The sequence below is a fragment of the Streptomyces sp. BR1 genome (assembly GCF_052373795.1).
GTDB lineage: Bacteria > Actinomycetota > Actinomycetes > Streptomycetales > Streptomycetaceae > Streptomyces.
On sequence record NZ_CM126252.1, the window covers coordinates 1,692,080 to 1,710,619 of the forward strand.

Below are 18,540 nucleotides of genomic sequence, written 5' to 3' on the forward strand. Positions count from 1 at the left end.
GAAAGCAACTACCGTTGTCCAGCTAGGGAGACCATTTCGAGAGGGGCCGACGTGACCACCACCGCAGACAGTGCCACCATCACTGCCCAGAACCGCTCCCAGACCCGACTTGAGCCGGTGCATGCCATGAATGACGTAGTCACGAACCAGGAGGGCGGCGACCCCGCGCGGCCCGCGCGCTCGCTGCCCGGCCGACCTCCAGGCATCAGGGCCGACAGCTCCGGTCTCACGGACCGCCAGCGGCGGGTCATCGAGGTCATCCGCGACTCCGTCCAGCGCCGGGGCTACCCGCCGTCGATGCGGGAGATCGGTCAGGCGGTGGGTCTCTCCAGCACGTCCTCCGTCGCCCACCAGCTGATGGCCCTGGAGCGCAAGGGCTTCCTGCGCCGCGACCCGCACCGGCCGCGCGCGTACGAGGTGCGCGGCTCGGACCAGCCCAGCACCCAGCCGACGGACACCACCGGCAAACCGGCCGCGTCCTATGTCCCGCTGGTCGGCCGTATCGCCGCCGGTGGCCCGATCCTCGCCGAGGAGTCGGTGGAGGACGTGTTCCCGCTCCCCCGCCAGCTGGTCGGCGACGGCGAGCTCTTCGTCCTGAAGGTCGTCGGCGACTCGATGATCGAGGCCGCGATCTGCGACGGCGACTGGGTCACGGTGCGCCGCCAGCCGGTCGCCGAGAACGGTGACATCGTGGCCGCCATGCTCGACGGCGAGGCCACCGTGAAGCGCTTCAAGCGCGAGGACAACCACATCTGGCTGCTCCCGCACAACGCCGCCTACCAGCCGATCCCCGGCGACGAGGCGACGATCCTCGGCAAGGTGGTGGCGGTGCTGCGGCGGGTCTGACCGACCGGCCGCCAAGGACCGGCCCCGGGACCCACTGCGCCGGTCCCGGGGCCCTGTTGTGTCCGTTGTGTCCGGGGGGCTACTTCCCGTCCGCCTTCGCCACCGCGTCGATCGCCGCCAGCGAGCGGCGTACCTGGTTGCGGTCCGTGGTGTACCAGAAGTCGGGCAGCGAGGCCCGCAGATAGCTGCCGTAGCGCGCGTTGGCCAGCCTCGGGTCGAGGACGGCGACGACGCCCCGGTCCCCGGTCGCCCGCACCAGACGGCCCGCGCCCTGCGCCATCAGCAGCGCGGCATGGGTCGCGGCGACCGCCATGAAGCCATTGCCGCCGCCCTCCTCCACCGCCTTCTGCCGTGCGCTCATCAGCGGGTCGTCCGGGCGCGGGAACGGAATCCGGTCCATGACCACCAGCTGGCAGCTGGCGCCCGGCACGTCCACGCCCTGCCACAGCGACAGCGTGCCGAACAGACAGGTCTCCGGATCGCCCGCGAACGTCTTGATCAGCTCGCCGAGCGTGTCCTCGCCCTGGAGCAGGATCGGCTTGTCGAGCCGCCCGCGCAGCTCCTCGGCCGCCGCCTGGGCCGCCCGCATCGAGGAGAAGAGGCCGAGCGTCCGGCCCCCGGCCGCCTCGACCAGCTCCGCCAGCTCGTCCATCATGTCGCCCCGCGAGCCCTCCCGGCCCGGCGTGGCCAGATGGCGCGCGACATAGAGAATGCCCTGCTTCGGGTAGTCGAAGGGCGAGCCGACATCCAGGCCCTTCCACTGCGGGACGTCCTCCCCCTCGGTGCCCTCCGGGGCCAGGCCGAGCGATGCGCCCACCCCGTTGAAGTCGCCGCCGAGCTTGAGCGTGGCCGAGGTGAGCACCACCGAGCGCTCGGCGAACAGCTTCTCGCGCAGCAGCCCGGAGACCGAGAGCGGAGCGACCCGCAGGGACGCGCCGAACCGGTCGTGCCGCTCGTACCAGACGACGTCCCACTCGGAGCCGTTGGTGATCCGCTCGGCGACATCATGGACCGTCTCGACCGCCGCGAGCGCCTGCTTGCGTACGGCGTCCTCGTCCTGGACCGACTTGTCGCGGGTCGAGCCGATCGCCGAGATCACCGTGCGGGCCGCGTCACGCAGAGCCATCAGCGCGTACCCGAGATCCTCCGGGATCTCCTCCAGACGGCCGGGCAGCGCGAGCTCCATCAGCCGCTCGAAGCCCTCGGCGGCCGTCTGGAGCTGGTCGGCCGCCTTCTCGTTGACGAGCTTGGCGGCGCGCCGCACGGCCCGGTTGACCTGCCCGGGAGTGAGCTCGCCGGTGGCGACGCCGGTGACCCGGGAGACCAGCTCATGGGCCTCGTCGACGATCAGCACCTCGTGCTGCGGCAGGACCGGGGCGCCCTCGATGGCGTCGATCGCGAGCAGCGCGTGGTTGGTGACCACGACGTCGGCGAGCTTGGCGCGCTCACGGGCCGACTCCGCGAAGCACTCCGCCCCGTACGCGCACTTAGTGGCGCCCAGGCACTCTCGGGACGACACGGACACCTGGGCCCAGGCCTTGTCGGAGACGCCCGGCGTCAGGTCGTCGCGGTCCCCGGTCTCGGTCTCGTCCGCCCAGTCCCGCATCCGCAGCAGGTCCTGGCCGAGCTTGCTGCTGGGCGCGGCCGCCTCGAACTGGTCGAAGAGACCCTCCTCCTCTTCCTGCGGCACACCTTCGTGCAGGCGGTGCAGACAGAGGTAGTTGGAGCGGCCCTTGAGCATGGCGAACTGCGGGCGCCGGCGCAGCTGCGGGTGCAGCGCCTCGACCGTACGCGGAAGGTCACGCTCCACGAGCTGGCGCTGGAGCGCGAGCGTCGCCGTGGCCACCACCACGCGCTCGCCGTGCGCGAGCGCGGGCACCAGATAGCCCAGGGACTTTCCGGTGCCGGTGCCGGCCTGGACGAGCAGGTGGGAGCTGTCGTCGATGGCGTCGGCGACGGCCGTGGCCATCGTGACCTGGCCGGGCCGCTCCACACCGCCGACGGCGGATACGGCGGCGTGCAGGAGCTCGGGGAGAGATGGCTTCGTCATAGCCCGTCCACTCTATGGCGCGCCACTGACAATCCGATCACGCCGGAGGTGCGAGCGGGTTCGGGACGGTGCCCTCGACGGCCGCGTGCGGGCGCTCGGAGCGGTCCCGGTAGCCGTCCAGGTGCAGCCGGTTCCGGTTCAGGCACAGCCGCTCGATACGCGGGGTGAGCAGGTCGAACGTCTCGTAGCGGTCCTTGAGCTCGGGGAACCTGGCCTGGTGGCGCACGATCTCGTCCCGTACCAATGCCCAGAACTCGTCCTCCGCGACGTCCAGTTGCGCCTCGCACAGCGGCGCCAGGAAGCGGAAGACGCCGACGAAGAGCCCGGAATGGATGAACTGGGTGAGGAAGGAGGGCGGCTCGGTGAGCAGCACCTCCCGTACGTCACCGGGCATCGCGTCGTGCTCGGGCAGCGGCTCCGCGCTGATGTTCACGTCGTCGACGAAGTCCTTGATCGCCAGCCGTACGGGGACGTCCCGGTCGTCGAAGACGACGATGGCGTTCTCGCCGTGCGGGGAGAAGACGGTCCCGTAGCGGTAGAGGAAGCGCAGCAGCGGCGGCAGCAGCGCGCCGAACAGCCGGCGCAGCCAGACGTGCGGGGTCAGGCCCGAGCGGGCGACGAGCTCGGCGGTGAAGGCGCGCCCGCGCGGATCGGTGTGGAGCAGCGAGGCGAGCGTACGCGCGCGCTCCCCGGGCGCGAGCCGGCTCTGCAGCGGCTCCCGCCAGATCGCCCCGAGAAGCTCTTTGTACTGGTACGGAACCTCGGCAACGTGGTCGTACACCGGGTGCTCGACCGCCACCGAGGCGACCTCGCCGAGCAGGATCACCCCGCACTCGTCGCGCAGGAAGGGGTCCCGGTCGCGCAGGGAGTGCACCCAGGCGGTGACGGCGGGGGCGGCGAGGGTGCGCTCGGTGGGCAGACCGCGCCAGACGAGCGTGTTGAGGATCGACAGCGGGAGCTTCACCGTGTGCCGCTCGGGCCGCGAGGTGTTCACGAAGGTCCGGATGGACTGCTGGGGAAGGCGCAGATCCGTGTCGCCGGGCAGCGGCACGATCGCCTCGTCGGCCACGGCCGGGGCGAACAGCGGAAGCACCACCTCGTCCCACTGCCAGGGGTGGACGGGCAGATAGAGATAGTCGTCCGGGTCCAGGCCACGGCCCTGGAGCGTGGCGGCGAAGCTCTCGCGGACCGCCGGGTCGAGCTCGCGGCGGTAGAGCTGCTCGGGGGCGGCGAGTCCCGGCACGCCCCGGTAGCTGGCGAGGTCGGAGCGGACCGCGAGCCACGGCAGCGGGGCGGCCCGGCGCGCCTCGGGGGCCCACTGCTCGGTCTCGGCGGCCGAGAACCCGAGCCGGCCCTTGTTCAGCACCAGCCAGGGGTGCCCGGTCTGGTGGCCCTCCAGCTCCTCGTACCCCACGTCGGCGAGGCGGGCGGCGGACAGCGCGGTGTGGTCGAGGCGGGTGTCGGCGGCGAGGGTGGCGGACAGTTCGCGCACCAGGTGGCCGAAGGTGGCGCCGTCGAGCCCGAGCGTGCGGCGGGCGAGGACGAGGAAGCGGAGGGGATCGTCGAAGGGCTGTCCGTGGTGGCCGATCGATTCCTCGTCGACGCGCCAGTCGTCGTACGCGCCGCGCCGGGCGCGGAAGGTGAGCGCGGAGCCGTCGTCGAGGGGCTGGGTGTAGAGCTGGTCCTCACCGTCGACGTCCGGCCGCGCGACCGGCTCGATGATTCCCTCGTACGCGAAGGACGCGAGCATCTTGGCCAGCAGTCGGCGGGCGGCGCGCTCCCACGTCTCGCGGTTCAGCTCGGGCGGCGCGAGCAGCGGAGCCTGTTCCTCCCGTTCGTCGAGATCATCGGGGACAAGCGGATTCGGCAAGGCGACTCCTCGGGGTGGAACCGAAGCGGTTCGGGCGGTGTATGCGGTGTACGCGGTGCATCGAGAGCGGCGGTGTGTTCACAGCAGGTTCCTGAGCGCGCGGTCGCGGACCATCAAGGCGGCCCGCTTGTCGGGGAGTTCGACTTCCGCGGCGAACCGGAACCCGGCGCTCAAGAAGGCGGATACGGAAGGGGTGTTGCGCAGATCGGGCTCGGCGACGACCCGGGAGCACAGCGGCCGGTTGTCGAGGACCAGATCGGCGACGGCCCTCAGCAGCGTGGTGCCGACGCCGCGCCCCCGGTCGGCGACGGCGCCGATGAGGAGGTGGATCCCGGTGTCGTGCGGGCGGGCCGGATAGTGGCGGGCCAGCGGGTCGAGGTCGGCGCGGTAGATCTCCCAGTAGCTCATCGGGACGCCGTTCAGGAGGCCGAGGCAGGGGACGCTGCGCCCGTCGCCGTCGAGCTGGGGGCGCAGATGGGCCGCGGTGACCGCGTCGGGCCCGGCCAGCTCCCAGAAGGCGGCGACGGCGGGATCGTTCATCCAGCCGCTCAGCAGAGTCAGGTCGCGCTCCACACGTACGGGCACGAGCCTGAAGTCACCCGCAGAGGTGGCCACTTGATCCCAGGCGCCGGGGGAATCCAGCAAGTCCTCGCCGATCGCTCCGTACGCGTCCGACAACGGCTGCGCGGCGCTCCCCGCCGCCCGTACGGGCTCGGGCGCGCAGACGAGTTCATCGGGCAGATGCAGGTCCAGGGTGTCCTCGGCGCCGTCGGTCTCCGGGACGGGACCGGTTCCGGCCTCGGTGCTGGCATCGGTGGAAGGCACGCCGACGCTCCTCTCGTCTGTGGGCCGTGAGGTCACGTTCCGCTGGTGTGCAGGGGGTTGGCGATCGTGACGTACACGGACTGGGTGTCGACCGGGCCGACGAGTTCGTCGAGGCCGTGCAGCCGGGTCATGAGGTTCGCCTTGCAGCGCAGGGTCGGGCTCTCCAGGAGCTGGGCGGGCAGCGGCGAGCCGAGCGCCGTCGCCCGGGTGAGGAACTGCCGCAGGGCGGCGAGGAGTACGCGCTCGTCGGCCAGGCGCTGGGCGCCGAACGCGCCGACCAGGCCGAGGACGTTGTTGATGCCGAGGTAGTACGCGAAGCGCTCGTCGGTGACGGCGTCGGAGACGAACGTGTCGCTGTCGGCGCCGACTGTGGGCAACAGGCGTTCCAGGGCGGTGCGGTGGGACTCGCGGAAGTAGTAGCCCTGGTTGTCGCGGTAGCGGCCGCCGACCGGCCAGCCGTCGGGGTCGAGCAGCACCAGGGTGTTCTGCTGGTGGGCTTCGAGCGCGATGCCCGCCGTGGCGTCGAGCCAGAGCACGGGGCGTACGACGTGGTCGAGGTAGCGCAGGAACCACTCGGCGGCCACGGCCGGGGTCGGGCGGCCGGTGCGGGCGGCGAGCCGGGCCACGATGTCGGCGAGGCGCGAGTGCATCGCGGGCCCCGGGCGGCCGGGCAGGGGGCGCGGTGCGGTGAGCGCCGCGATGCAGACGGCGTCGTCGCTGGGGCCGAACGGGTTGTGCCGGATCATCACGTCGAGCCCGCGCACCGGCCGGCCGTCCAGGGCGTCGACGGCGAGCCAGGCGGGGTCGCGGACGATGTCGAAGCCGGGGTGCGCGGCCTGCCACCGCTCGGCGAGCCCGGCGCGCAGCAGCCGGTGCACCTCCACGCCCCGGTGGAGCTCCTTGCGCAGGTTCTCCCGGCGGGAGTTGGTGATGCGCAGGCCGAGGGAGAGCTTGAGCATCATGTCGGTGCCGGGCCGGTGCACCGTACGCACGGAGGAGGTGGGGTACCAGGGGCTGCCGTGCGGGCCGAGGTCGCGCAGGAAACCGGCGTCCAGGAGCTCGGCGACGGCCGGCTGATGGGCGAGCTCCCGGGCCTGCCAGGGGTGCAGCGGCAGCGGGACGGTGCCCGCCGGGACGCTGAGCCCGTCGGCGAGCCGGGTGGCGATGTCGTCGGCGGCGACCTCGCGGCCGCCGTCGGTCCAGGCCGAGTCGGCGGCGAGGACGGAACGGTCGACGGCCATCCAGTGCAGCGGGAACGCGCCGTGCAACTCCGGTGAGTAGCAGCGCACTTCGGCCTCGGAAAGTCCCTCGCGGCTCTTCGGGGTCGGGTGCAGGGGGTGGCCGAGGAGGAGGGACTGCTCGGCGGAGAGGAAGAGGTCGGCCGCGTCGGCGGGGCCGGGGTGGCGGCGCCGCTCGGCGATGAAGTGGGCGGTGCGGCGGACCGAGTCGGCGACCCGGCCCACCAGGTCGGCGCTCTCGCGCAGTCCGGCCTCGCGCCCGATGAGGGCGGCGACGGTGACGGCGTCGACGGCCGGGGCGTCCGCCGGGGCGCCCTCCAGCTCCGGCATCCCGAACCGGTGCCATCCGGTGGCCGACCAGTACCGGACGGGGACGAGCAGCGCGGTGCCGCTGGCGTCGAGCGGGATGCGCAGCACGGCCCCGGCGGGCGCGGCCAGGTCGTTCTCCCGTACCCAGCAGCGCAGCAGGTTCTCCACGGCGGCGGCTTCGGCGGCCAGCGCCGGGTCCGGGTCGTCCAGGAGGTCGGGGCTGCGCGGTTCGTCGGGAGGCGTGAGCCGTTCGCCGTGGATCCCCGCCTTCTGGCGCGGCACCGTCGCCGCCTCTGCCACAAGGGGACCGCAGGGGGCGGTGGGACGGCCGGAGCCGTCGGGCGCTTCGGGCGCGGGGATGCGGTTCACGGTGGGCTTCCTTGTGTGGTGGTCCGGGTCAGCGGGACGGCCCGGGATCGGTCCGGTGGTGCGGGGCGCGCTCGGCGGCGGCCAGCGCGTCGGCCAGCCGGTCGAGGACGGCGTCGGCCTGTTCGTCGGTGAGGGTGAGCGGCGGCAGCAGCCTCACGACGCTGGAGTGGCGGCCGCCGATCTCGACGATGAGACCGCGCCGCAGGCACTCCTGCTGGACGGCGGTGGCGAGCGCGGGCGCGGCCACCGGCACCCCGCTGGCCGCGTCCAGCCGCTCGGGGTCCACGAGTTCGACGCCGATCATCAGCCCCCGGCCCCGTACGTCGCCGACGCAGGGGTGGTCCACCGCGAGGTCCTGGAGCCGGGCGAGGATCCGCGCGCCGAGCAGCGCGGCGCGTTCGGCGAGCCGGTTCTCGCGGACGTACGCGAGGGTGGCCGCGCCCGCCGCCATCGCGAGCTGGTTGCCCCGGAAGGTGCCGGCGTGGGCGCCGGGCTGCCAGACGTCGAGGTCGTCGCGGTAGACGATCACGGCAAGCGGCAGCGAGCCGCCGATGGCCTTCGACAGGACCATCACGTCCGGGACGATTCCGCTGTGCTCGACTGCCCAGAAGACCCCGGTGCGCCCGACGCCGGTCTGCACCTCGTCGGCGATCAGCGGGATCGACCGGGCCGCCGTGATCTCGCGCATCCGGCGCATCCAGGAGTCGGGCGCCGGGTTCACCCCGCCCTCGCCCTGCACCGGTTCGAGGATCATCGCGCCCGGTTCGGGCACCCCGCCCTTGGGGTCGTCGAGCAGGCTCTCGGTCCAGCGGGCCGCGAGCTCGGCGCCCCGCTCGCCGCCGACCCCGTACGGACAGCGGTAGTTCAGCGGGTAGGGCAGCCGGGTCACGCGCGCGTCGCGGGCGCCGCCGGAGGCTTCCAGGGCGCCCGCCGTCATACCGTGGTACGCCCCGGTGAAGGCGAGCAGACCGTTGCGGCCGGTGGCCGTGCGGACCAGCTTCAGGGCCGCCTCGACCGCGTCCGTACCGGCCGGGCTGCAGAACTGGATCCGGGCGCGCTCGACGAGTCGGCGCGGCAGGGTCGCGAACAGCTCCGTGGTGAAGGCGTCCTTGACCGGGGTGGCGAGATCCAGCGCGTGCAGCGGCGCACCCGAGTCGATGACCTTTCTGATCGCCTCAAGGACCACCGGGTGGTTGTGGCCGAGCGCCAGGGTGCCCGCGCCCGCGAGGCAGTCGAGGTAGCGCCGCCCGTCGGCCCCCTCGATCGTCAGCCCGCGCGCCCGCACGGGCACGATGGGCAGCGACCGCGCGTATGTCCGCGCCGCCGACTCGCGCAGCGACTGCCGCCGCAGGATGCCCTCGTGCGCGGCGGGCGCCGCCTGCGGCGGTACGGTCGCGGTCGCGGTCGCGTCCCTCGACGGCGCCGGAGCGGATTCGGTCACGGCCACGGCTGTTGGTCCTCCCACGGTGTGCGCCCCGCTGTGCTGTGCCTGTTGTGTCGCCATGTGTCCGCTGTGCCCGTCGCGCCAGGTCCGCTGTGACGGTTCCGTGGCACACCCGTTGCCCGGTGCGAACGGTGGGGCTGAACGCTGATGTGTTGTCCCCCGTACGTACCAACGACGCCGGGGCCGGAGGATCACGGGCAAGCGTCAAGATCCTTGGGGAGCGGAACCAGGGCCCTGCCGCGTACCGTCCCCATCGGCACCGGCATAGTGGGGGCCGCACTTCGGCCGGTACTTTTCGGCCGGGTCGAGTGGGCCACCGGCTTCGCACGGGCCGGGAGTTCGCTTCAGTAACCAATGAGCGGTGCAGCAACTGTGGCTGCGCCGCGCATCAGCAGCGTCCGTGCGAGGCAGTACCGAAGCAGTACCCGAGCAGTACCGAAGCAGCGTCACACCGAAGTCCCAGGGGGATCAAGAACATGCGACCGACACGTCCGACCTTCGCCGCACGGGGTGAGCGGCGCGCAGCTCGCCGGACCGCCCCCGCGCTGGCCGCGCTCGGCCTCACCGCCGCGCTGGCCATGACCGCCACCGCCTGCGGCCCGGGCGGCGACGACAAGGCCGACGCCAAGCCGACCTCGTCGGCGACGGCGGGCGGCGACAGCCTGCAGATCCCGAGCGACATCGCGGACCAGCTCAAGAAGCACGGGATCGACCCGGACAAGTGGAAGAACGGCGAGTGGAAGAACTGGGACAAGGCCAAGTGGCTGCGTGAGGCGAAGGACTTCGTCAACCCGATCATCGCCGGACTGTGGGACCCGGACCGGATGCGTAAGGCCGACAAGCCCCCGCAGACGCCCGTCCCCAACGACATCTCCGGCGACAAGGGCGTCACGGACCCGACCCCGGCGCCGGTGAAGGCGCGGGCGCAGCAGGCCCCGTACCACCAGAGCCTGCCGGAGCTCGGCAAGCTCTTCTTCGACGGCCCCGAGGGCTCGATGGTCTGCTCCGCGACCGTCGTGAAGGACCCGGCGCACCCCGGCAAGTCCAACATGGTCTGGACGGCGGGCCACTGTGTGCACGCGGGCGCCAAGGGCGGCTGGTACCGCAACATCGCCTTCGTCCCCTCGTACAACAACGCCGACCTGCCGCTCGCGCAGCTGAAGAAGGCCACCCGGGAGCAGATCGCCCCCTACGGCGTCTTCTGGGCCGACTGGGCGCAGACCTCGCAGCAGTGGATCGAGGGCGGCGGCCCGACCGGCGGCCAGGGCGCCCCGTACGACTTCGCGGTGCTGCACGTCACGCCCGAGAAGGGCAAGGGCGGCAAGTCCCTTGAGGAGACGGTCGGTTCGGCGATGCCGGTCGACTTCAACGCTCCCGCTGTGCCGAAGATCGCGAGCATGACGGCGAACGGCTACCCGGCCGCGCCGCCGTACGACGGCCAGAAGCTGTACCAGTGCAAGGACAAGCCGGGCCGGCTCTCGCTGGACGCGAGCCTGCCGACGATGTACCGCCTGGGGTGCACGATGACCGGCGGTTCCTCCGGCGGCGGCTGGTTCGCGGCGGGCGCCGACGGCAAGCCCGCGCTGGTCTCCAACACCTCCATCGGCCCGGTCACGTCCGGCTGGCTGGCGGGTCCGCGCCTGGGCAAGGAGGCCAAGGGCGTGTACGACTCGGTGAGCGGCAAGTACGCGGGTCAGTAGGCGAAGCCAGGGGTCCCGGCACTCTCCACGAGAGCTCCGGGACCCCTGTCCGAAACCCTCACGAACTACCGGCATAGTGGGGGGCTGCGACACGGCGGTCCCGGAAGACCCCGTCTCTCAACATGACGTGCCCATGGCAATACTCGCTGTCACGGCACGCCGGTACGGCGGAGCGACAACGGCCGTACCGCCTGGCGAGTGATCAAGGTAAGAGCAAATCCTCAGGGGGAATCGTTTCCATGCGATCCATACGTCCGCTGCTGGCCTCCACCGGCCTCGCCGCGGCTCTCGCGCTGACGGCCACCGCGTGCGGCCCCGGCGGCGACAACGCGGACAGCAAGCCGTCCGCGTCCAGTACGGCCCAGGGCAAGGGCGGTTCGGGTCTTCCCGCCGACGTCGCCGACACCCTCAAGAAGCACGGTGTCGACCTCGACAAGTGGAAGAACGGCGACTGGAAGAACTGGGACAAGTCCAAGTGGCTGCGCGACGCCAAGGACTTCGTCAACCCGGTCATCGCCGGTCTGTGGAAGCCCGAGCGGATGAAGTCCGCCAAGGACCCGCAGAAGACCATGGACGCCAGTGACATCAGCGGCGGCCAGGGCGTCACCGACCCGGAGCCGCGCCCGGTGCAGGCCAAGGCCGAGAGCCTGCCGTACCACAACTACGCGGCCCCGGTCGGCAAGGTCTTCTTCGACTCCCCCAAGGGCCCCATGGTCTGCTCGGGCACCGTCGTGAAGGACCCGGCGCACCCCGGCAAGTCCAACCTCGTGTGGACCGCCGGCCACTGCGTCCACCAGGGCGCCCAGGGCGGCTGGTACCGCAACATCGCCTTCGTCCCGGCCTACAACGACCAGGGCAAGTCGCCGGCGCAGCTGCAGAACGCGCAGCCGCAGGAAGTCGCCCCGTACGGCGCGTACTGGGCCGACTGGGTCTCCACCTCCAACGAGTGGATCTCCGGCGGCGGTCCGACCGGTGGCGCCGGCGCCGCGAACGACTACGCCGTGCTGCACGTGAAGCCGGAGAACGGCACCAAGTCCCTTGAGGAGACGGTCGGCAACGCCCTGACTGTCAACTTCTCGACGCCCCCCGTGAGCTCCATCTCGGCGATGGGCGCCTGGGGTTACCCGGCGGCCCCGCCGTACGACGGCGTGAAGATGTTCAAGTGCATCGACCGTCCCGGCCGGCTCACGGTCGCCCCGGGCACGGCCCCGATGTACCGCATCGGCTGCACGATGACGGGCGGCTCCTCCGGCGGCGGCTGGTTCATCACCGGCGCCGACGGCAAGGCGGAGCTCGTCTCCAACACCTCGATCGGCCCGGTCACCTCGGGCTGGCTGGCCGGCCCGCAGCTGGGCGCCGGAGCCGAGCAGCTCCTCACCCAGATGAGCCAGAAGTACGGCGGCCAGTAAGGCCGTTGGTCAAAACGCGAGCGACGAGGCCCGCCCCCTCCGGATGGAGAGGGCGGGCCTCGTCGCTTATGTACCGCGTACGGTCAGTGCTTGGCCGGTACGTACGGAGCGAGCTCCGCCGCCAGCACCTCGTGCACCCGCGCCTTGAGCAGCGTGCCCTCCGGGGTGTGCTCCTCGGAGATCACCTCGCCCTCGGCGTGCGCGCGCGAGACCAGCTGTCCGTGCGTGTACGGCACGAGCGCCTCGATCTCGACCTGGGGGCGCGGCAGCTCGGCGTCGATGATGCCGAGCAGCTGCTCGATGCCCATGCCCGTACGGGCAGAGACCGCGATGGAGTGCTTCTCGATCCGCAGCAGGCGCTGGAGGACCAGCGGGTCCGCCGCGTCCGCCTTGTTGATCACCACGATCTCGGGCACGTCGACGGCGCCCACCTCGCGGATCACCTCGCGCACGGCGGCCAGCTGCTCCTCCGGAGCCGGGTGCGAGCCGTCCACCACGTGCAGGATCAGGTCGGAGTCGCCGACCTCCTCCATGGTGGAGCGGAACGCCTCGACCAGGTGGTGCGGCAGATGCCGGACGAACCCGACGGTGTCGGCCAGCGTGTAGAGCCGCCCGCTGGGCGTCTCGGCCCGGCGCACGGTCGGGTCGAGGGTGGCGAACAGCGCGTTCTCCACCAGCACGCCCGCGCCCGTGAGGCGGTTGAGCAGCGAGGACTTGCCGGCGTTGGTGTAGCCCGCGATGGCGACCGACGGAACCTTGTTCCGACGGCGCTCCTGGCGCTTGATCTCGCGGCCGGTCTTCATCTCCGCGATCTCCCGGCGCATCTTCGCCATCTTCTCGCGGATCCGCCGCCGGTCCGTCTCGATCTTGGTCTCACCGGGACCACGGGTGGCCATGCCGCCGCCGGACGAGCCGGAGCCACCACCACCCATCTGTCGCGACAGCGACTGGCCCCAGCCGCGCAGCCTCGGCAGCATGTACTGCATCTGCGCGAGCGAGACCTGCGCCTTGCCCTCTCGGGACTTGGCGTGCTGGGCGAAGATGTCGAGGATCAGCGCGGTCCGGTCGACCACCTTCACCTTGACGACGTCTTCGAGGTGGATGAGCTGGCCCGGGCTGAGCTCACCGTCGCAGACCACGGTGTCGGCGCCGGACTCCAGGACGATGTCCCGCAGCTCCTGCGCCTTGCCGGAGCCGATGTAGGTGGCCGGGTCGGGCTTGTCACGGCGCTGGTAGACGCCGTCGAGCACCATGGCGCCTGCCGTCTCGGCCAGCGCCGCCAGCTCCGCCAGTGAGTTCTCCGCGTCCTGCAGCGTGCCCGTGGTCCAGACGCCGACCAGCACCACGCGCTCCAGGCGCAGCTGCCGGTACTCGACCTCGGTGACGTCTTCCAGCTCGGTGGAGAGGCCCGCCACGCGCCGCAGGGCCGCGCGCTCGGAGCGGTCGAGCTGGGCGCCGTCCCGCGCGCCGTCGATCTCGTGGCTCCAGGCGACGTCCTCTTCCATCAGGGCATCGGCCCGAAGGCTCTCGGTGCGGTTCTTCTCCGCGAAGCTCTGCTCGTCCTGGGAAGGGGATGAAGAGGAGGTCATTGGATCCTTACGTCGTTGGAATTTCGGGTTACGTCGGTCACAACGCGTAATGGCTCCGAAAGATTCCCGTACGGAATCCGGCCCCGGCAGCGCCGCCGACCGCTCGATGGTCGCACGGTGCCGCCGGGGCCGTCACCCCGGTTTTCCCGGGTCGTACGGGATGACCGACGGTATCGGTCAGGCGTGGCGGGGTGCGGCGACGCGTCCCGCCACGGGCGCGGCGGCGCGCCAGTCCGGGTGCCCCGGCATCGGCGGTGTCTTCGCCCCGTACAGCCAGGCCTTCAGGAACGTCGAGAGATCGCGTCCGGCGACGTCGGACGCGAGCTGCACGAAGTCGGCGGTGGTGGCCGTCCCGTCCCGGTGCTCGCTCACCCAGCGCCGCTCCAGCTCCTCGAACTTCGGCGCCCCGATCTCCTGCCGCAGCGCGTACAGCGCCAGCGCGCTGCCGTCGTAGACGACCGGCCGGAAGATGCTGATCTTCTGGCCGGGGGCGGGCGGCTTGGGAGCGGCGGGCGGGCCGCCCTGCGCGCGCCACGCGTCGGACTGGCGGTACGCCGCGCGCATCCGCGCCTCCATGGGGTGCTTGCCGTGCTCCTGCGCGTACAGCGCCTCGTACCAGGTCGCGTGCCCCTCGTTGAGCCAGAGGTCGGACCACGCGCGCGGGGAGACGCTGTCGCCGAACCAGTGGTGCGCCAGCTCGTGCACCATCACCGAGTCGACGTACCACTCGGGGAAGCCGGGCCGGACGAACAGCGAGCGCTCGAAGAGCGACAGGGTCTGCGTCTCCAGCTCGAAGCCGGTGTCCGCGCCCGCGATGAGGACGCCGTACGTCTCGAAGGGGTAGGGCCCGACGAGCCGCTCCATCCACGCGATCTCATCCGGCGTCTTCTTCAGCCAGGGCTCCAGCCTCGCCTTGTCCGCCGCCGGGACCACATCGCGCACCGGCAGCCCGTGCGGCCCCTCGCGGTGCAGCACCGCCGAGTGGCCGATGGACACCTGGGCGAGCTCGGTCGCCATGGGGTGTTCGGTGCGGTAGGTGGACAGGACGCGGTTGCCGGCCCGCTCGCGGCCGACCGGCAGCCCGTTGGCGACGACCGTGTAGTCCTTCGGCGCGTCCACGTGGAAGGTGAACATGGCCTTGTCGGAGGGGTGGTCGTTGCACGGGAACACCCGGTGCGCGGCGTCGGCCTGATTGGCCATCACCAGACCGTCGGAGGTGCGCACCCAGCCGCCGTCCTGGGTGCCGGGGTCGCTGGTGTGCCGGACGGTGATCCTCATCTGCTGACCCGCGTACACCGCGTGCCCGGGAGTGATCACCAGGTCCTCGTCGGCGCTCGCGAACTCCGCCGGCCGCCCGTTCACCTCGACGCTGTGGACGGTGCCGCGCGCGAAGTCGAGGTTGATCCGCTCCAGCCAGTCGGTGGCCAGCGCGTCGATGGTGGTGACGGCCTCCATCGGCTTTCTGTTGTCGCCCTGATAGGTGAATCCGATGTCGTACGAGAGGACGTCGTAGCCCGGGTTGCCCAGATGCGGGAAGAGCGGATCGCCGATGCCCAGCGGGACCGCGGGAGGCGGGGCCGCGGCGAGGACACAGGCCGCGGCGGTGGCCAGCAGGGCGGCACGCAGCCGACGGGACGGGCGCGGACGGGAGGACGGCGGACGGGAGGAGAGCAGCATGCCCTACCGCTACCAGCACGGACCACGGCCGCGGCTCCGACGCGCGTCACTCCCACCCGAACGAGCGTCGGCCCGTCGGTTCAGCCCGCGGCGGCCGGGTGCTGGGCGCGGGTCACGTCGTAGACGCCCGGCACATCGCGCATCACCCGCATCAGAGCGGGCAGTTCGGCGGCGTCCGCCAGTTGCAGGGTGTACGTGTGCCGCACCCGCTGCTCGCTGGGCGGCTCCACAGTGGCCGACACGATCGCGGCGCCCGCCGTGGCGATGGCCTCGGTGAGGTCGGCCAGGAGCCTCGGCCGCCCGAACGCCTCGGCGACCAGGGTGACCCGGCAGGCGGCGGTGTCGCCCCAGCGCACCCCGATCCGGGCCCGTCCAAGCGCCGTCATCCGGGCCACCGCCGGGCACTCCTCGCGGTGCACGGTGACCGCGCCGCCGCGTACCGCGAAGCCGGTGACCGCGTCCGGCGGCACCGGCGTACAACAGCCCGCGAGCCGGACGGTCGCCTCCGGCAGATCGGTGACCGCGTTGGCGGCGCTGCGCCGGTCGGTGGCCACCGAGATCTGCGGCCGGGGCGCGGCCGCCGGGACCTTGACGCCTTCGGGGTGCTCGGCGAGCCAGCCGGTGATGGCGATCCGCGCGGCCGGGGTCCTGGCGTGCTCCAGCCACTCCGGCGAGGGCCCGGACGCCGCGTCCTGGGCGAGCAGCAGCTGCACGGTGTCGCCGTCGCCCAGGACCGTACTGAGCGTCGCCAGACGGCCGTTGACGCGGGCGCCGATGCAGCGGTGGGCGTCCTCGCCGTACTGCGCGTACGCGGCGTCCACACAGCTGGCGCCGGCCGGCAGACCCAGGGTGCGGCCGTCGGCGCGGAACACGGTGATCTCGCGGTCCTGCGCCAACTCCTCCCGTAGGGAGGACCAGAAGGTGTCGGGGTCGGGCGCGCTCTGCTGCCAGTCCAACAGGCGCGAGAGCCAGCCGGGCCGGGTGGGGTCCTCGCGCTCGCCGGCCGGTGCGTCGGCGCCGTCGCCGGGGCCGCCCCCCGCGTACGGGTTGCCCAGCGCGACGACCCCGGCCTCGGCGACGTTGTGCATCTGGTGGGTGCGGATGAGGACTTCGGCGACCGCGCCGTCGGGGCTCGCCACGGCTGTGTGCAGCGACTGGTAGAGGTTGAACTTGGGGGCGGCGATGAAGTCCTTGAACTCGGAGATCACCGGCGTGAAGCAGGTGTGCAGCTCGCCCAGGACCGCGTAGCAGTCGGCGTCCTCGGCGACCAGGACGAGCAGGCGCCCGAAGTCGGTGCCGCGCAGCTCGCCGCGTTTGAGCTGGACGCGGTGGACGGAGACGAAGTGCCGTGGCCTGATGAGGACTTCGGCGCTGATGCCCGCCTCGCGCAGCACGCCCCGCACCCCGTCGGCGATGGCCGTGAGCGGGTCCTCGGTGCCCGAGTTGGCCGCGATGAGGGCGCGGGTGTGCTCGTACTCCTCCGGGTGCAGGATGGCGAAAACCAGATCCTCCAGCTCGGTCTTGATCGCCTGCACCCCCAGCCGTTCCGCGAGGGGAATGAGCACATCACGGGTGACTTTGGCGATCCTCGCCTGTTTCTCCGGGCGCATCACGCCCAGGGTGCGCATGTTGTGCAGCCGGTCGGCCAGTTTGATCGACATCACGCGTACGTCGTTGCCGGTGGCCACCAGCATCTTGCGGAAGGTCTCGGGCTCGGCCGCCGCGCCGTAGTCGACCTTCTCCAACTTGGTGACGCCGTCCACCAGATAGGTGACTTCCTCGCCGAACTCCACCCGTACCTGATCGAGCGTCACCTCGGTGTCCTCGACGGTGTCGTGCAGCAGCGAGGCGGTCAACGTGGTGGTCTCGGCGCCCAGTTCGGCGAGGATCAGCGTGACCGCCAGGGGATGCGTGATGAACGGCTCGCCGCTCTTGCGGAACTGGCCCCGGTGGGACGTTTCCGCGAGGACGTAGGCCCGGCGCAGCACCGCCAGGTCGGCGTCGGGGTGGTGGGCCCGGTGCGCCTCGGCGACATGGCCGATGGCGTCGGGCAGCCGGTCGCGGGAAGTGGGGCCGAGCAGCGCGGCCCGGCCCAGCCTGCGGAGGTCGATCCTGGGAAGGCCGCGTCGGCGACTCTGCGCGTCAGGATTCGTGGCCTCTGCACTCATGGGGCACCTCCGGCAGCATCGACCGGCGGTGGAAAGGCAGGCGTGCCCTCCGGGCCGGTGCTTGATGCTACCGACCCCACCACGTGGCGCAGTCCGGCTCTCGCTCAGCGTGAACCGGATCACCCATTCGAGCGAAGGTTCAGGCCACAGCCGTTTCAATGAGCGCCGGGTCGATCACGCCCTCGGCGACGATCACGGCGGGCCCGGTCATCTCGATCTCCCCGTCCGGGTACTCGGTGATCACCAGCGTGCCGCCCGGCAGGTCCACCGTGTACGTCACGGGGGCGCCGGTGACGCCGGGGTCCACGCCGTCCCTGCGTGCCGCGGCGACCGCGACCGCGCACGCGCCCGTGCCGCACGAGAACGTCTCGCCCGAGCCCCGCTCATGCACCCGCATCGCCACATGGCCGGGGCCCCGGTCGACGACGAACTCGACGTTCACGCCGTCGGGATAGACCTCGGCGGGGCTGAAGGGGGGCACCGAGCGCAGCTCGCCCGCGTGGGCCAGGTCCGCCACGAAGGCGACCGCGTGCGGGTTGCCCATGTTGACGTTGCGCGCGGGCCAGCTGCGGCCGTCGACCGTGACGGTGACGCCGTCCGCCGGCAGCACGGCCTTGCCCATGGAGACGGTGACGTCGCCGTTCTTGGCGATGTGCGCCTTCTTGACCCCGCCCCGGGTGGCGATGGCCAGGTCGCCCTGCTCGACGAGCCCGGCGCGCTGGAGGTAGCCGGCGAAGACCCGCACCCCGTTGCCGCACATCTCGGCGATCGAGCCGTCCGCGTTGCGATAGTCCATGAACCACTCGGCCTCGCCGGCCATGGTCTGCGCGTCGGGGTGCGCGGCGCTGCGGACGACGTGGAGCAGCCCGTCGCCACCGATGCCGGCCCGGCGGTCGCAGAGGCGTGCGACGACGGACGCGGGCAGGTCCAGGGCGTTGTCCGGGTCGGGAACGATCACGAAGTCGTTCTGGGTCCCGTGACCCTTGAGGAACGTGAGCGGCGAGGTGTTGTTCACGCGATCAATCGTACGGGCAGGCACCGACAAC

At 72.0% G+C, this 18,540-nt stretch carries 12 protein-coding genes; 3 read left to right on the forward strand and 9 right to left on the reverse strand.

The features are described from left to right. The first annotated feature begins 51 nt into the window (after positions 1-51). Positions 52-846, forward strand: coding sequence for a transcriptional repressor LexA (gene lexA / locus ACT1U9_RS06960; protein WP_444537497.1), 795 nt, complete (start codon positions 52-54; stop codon positions 844-846). Between the two features lie 79 nt (positions 847-925). Here the strand turns inward: lexA and ACT1U9_RS06965 are convergent, their stop codons facing one another. From ACT1U9_RS06965 to ACT1U9_RS06985, 5 genes are all read right to left on the reverse strand, one after another. Beyond that, complete coding sequence (locus ACT1U9_RS06965; RefSeq protein WP_444537498.1) at positions 926-2,896, reverse strand: ATP-dependent DNA helicase; 1,971 nt, start codon at positions 2,894-2,896, stop codon at positions 926-928. Positions 2,897-2,933: 37 nt separating this feature from the next. Continuing rightward, positions 2,934-4,766, reverse strand: a complete 1,833-nt coding sequence (locus ACT1U9_RS06970; RefSeq protein ID WP_444537499.1) for an IucA/IucC family protein — start codon at positions 4,764-4,766, stop codon at positions 2,934-2,936. Positions 4,767-4,844: 78 nt separating this feature from the next. Beyond that, entirely contained in the window at positions 4,845-5,591 is a 747-nt protein-coding gene (locus ACT1U9_RS06975) for a GNAT family N-acetyltransferase (RefSeq protein WP_444537500.1), read from the reverse strand. Positions 5,592-5,623: 32 nt separating this feature from the next. Further along, the gene (locus ACT1U9_RS06980) at positions 5,624-7,507 is read right to left on the reverse strand and encodes an IucA/IucC family protein (RefSeq protein WP_444537501.1); all 1,884 of its coding nucleotides are present in this window, start codon (positions 7,505-7,507) and stop codon (positions 5,624-5,626) included. Positions 7,508-7,535: 28 nt separating this feature from the next. Then, entirely contained in the window at positions 7,536-8,954 is a 1,419-nt protein-coding gene (locus ACT1U9_RS06985; RefSeq protein ID WP_444537502.1) for a diaminobutyrate--2-oxoglutarate transaminase family protein, read from the reverse strand. A gap of 473 nt (positions 8,955-9,427) precedes the next feature. On the opposite strand from ACT1U9_RS06985, the gene ACT1U9_RS06990 reads away from it, so the two are divergent. Both ACT1U9_RS06990 and ACT1U9_RS06995 read left to right on the forward strand, forming a co-directional pair. Continuing rightward, positions 9,428-10,651 carry a trypsin-like serine peptidase gene (locus tag ACT1U9_RS06990; RefSeq protein ID WP_444537503.1) on the forward strand — a complete coding sequence of 408 codons (1,224 nt, stop codon included), beginning with the start codon at positions 9,428-9,430 and terminating at the stop codon, positions 10,649-10,651. 239 nt (positions 10,652-10,890) lie between these two features. Then, on the forward strand, positions 10,891-12,060 hold the full coding sequence (locus ACT1U9_RS06995) for a trypsin-like serine peptidase (RefSeq protein ID WP_444537504.1): 1,170 nt from the start codon (positions 10,891-10,893) through the stop codon (positions 12,058-12,060). 83 nt (positions 12,061-12,143) lie between these two features. Here ACT1U9_RS06995 and hflX read toward each other — a convergent pair whose 3' ends face one another. The 4 genes from hflX to dapF form a co-directional block, all read right to left on the reverse strand. Further along, positions 12,144-13,649 (reverse strand): GTPase HflX, encoded by a 1,506-nt coding sequence (gene hflX, locus ACT1U9_RS07000; protein WP_444537505.1) that lies wholly within the window; start codon positions 13,647-13,649, stop codon positions 12,144-12,146. A 177-nt stretch (positions 13,650-13,826) separates the two neighbouring features. Continuing rightward, the gene (locus ACT1U9_RS07005) at positions 13,827-15,326 is read right to left on the reverse strand and encodes a M1 family metallopeptidase (protein WP_444537506.1); all 1,500 of its coding nucleotides are present in this window, start codon (positions 15,324-15,326) and stop codon (positions 13,827-13,829) included. An 80-nt stretch (positions 15,327-15,406) separates the two neighbouring features. After that, the gene (locus ACT1U9_RS07010; protein WP_444537507.1) at positions 15,407-17,494 is read right to left on the reverse strand and encodes a RelA/SpoT family protein; all 2,088 of its coding nucleotides are present in this window, start codon (positions 17,492-17,494) and stop codon (positions 15,407-15,409) included. 139 nt (positions 17,495-17,633) lie between these two features. Beyond that, the gene (gene dapF / locus ACT1U9_RS07015) at positions 17,634-18,509 is read right to left on the reverse strand and encodes a diaminopimelate epimerase (protein ID WP_444537508.1); all 876 of its coding nucleotides are present in this window, start codon (positions 18,507-18,509) and stop codon (positions 17,634-17,636) included. Positions 18,510-18,540: the final 31 nt, after the last annotated feature.

Bases quoted from the DNA above. Each gene is read 5' to 3' on its own strand.
- ACT1U9_RS06965 (WP_444537498.1), bottom strand. From the start codon at position 2,896: ATGACGAAGCCATCTCTCCCCGAGCTCCTGCACGCCGCCGTATCCGCC.
- ACT1U9_RS06990 (WP_444537503.1), top strand. From the start codon at position 9,428: ATGCGACCGACACGTCCGACCTTCGCCGCACGGGGTGAGCGGCGCGCA.
- ACT1U9_RS06995 (WP_444537504.1), top strand. From the start codon at position 10,891: ATGCGATCCATACGTCCGCTGCTGGCCTCCACCGGCCTCGCCGCGGCT.
- hflX (WP_444537505.1), bottom strand. From the start codon at position 13,649: ATGACCTCCTCTTCATCCCCTTCCCAGGACGAGCAGAGCTTCGCGGAG.
- ACT1U9_RS07005 (WP_444537506.1), bottom strand. From the start codon at position 15,326: ATGCTGCTCTCCTCCCGTCCGCCGTCCTCCCGTCCGCGCCCGTCCCGT.
- ACT1U9_RS07010 (WP_444537507.1), bottom strand. From the start codon at position 17,494: ATGAGTGCAGAGGCCACGAATCCTGACGCGCAGAGTCGCCGACGCGGC.